We start from the raw sequence: 209 nt of genomic DNA on the forward strand, positions 1-209 counted from the left end.
GGCATCGACGACCTCACCCACACCGGGGACAAGACCACCACCACGGTGGCCATGGACTTCGGCCGCATCACCCTGGACCAGGACCTGATCCTGTACCTGTTCGGTACGCCCGGCCAGGACCGCTTCTGGTTCATGTGGGACGACCTGGTGCGCGGCGCGATCGGCGCGATCGTCCTCGTGGACACCCGCCGGCTCGCCGACTGCTTCCC

The 209-nt window shown here is 67.9% G+C and carries 1 protein-coding gene; it reads left to right on the forward strand.

All coding sequences use genetic code 11. The features are described 5' to 3' along the window. The coding region (locus ADK64_RS15840; protein ID WP_199829627.1) for an ATP/GTP-binding protein at positions 1-209 on the forward strand (209 nt) is incomplete at both ends.

Origin of the sequence: Streptomyces sp. MMG1121, from assembly GCF_001280015.1 — a bacterium.
GTDB lineage: Bacteria > Actinomycetota > Actinomycetes > Streptomycetales > Streptomycetaceae > Streptomyces.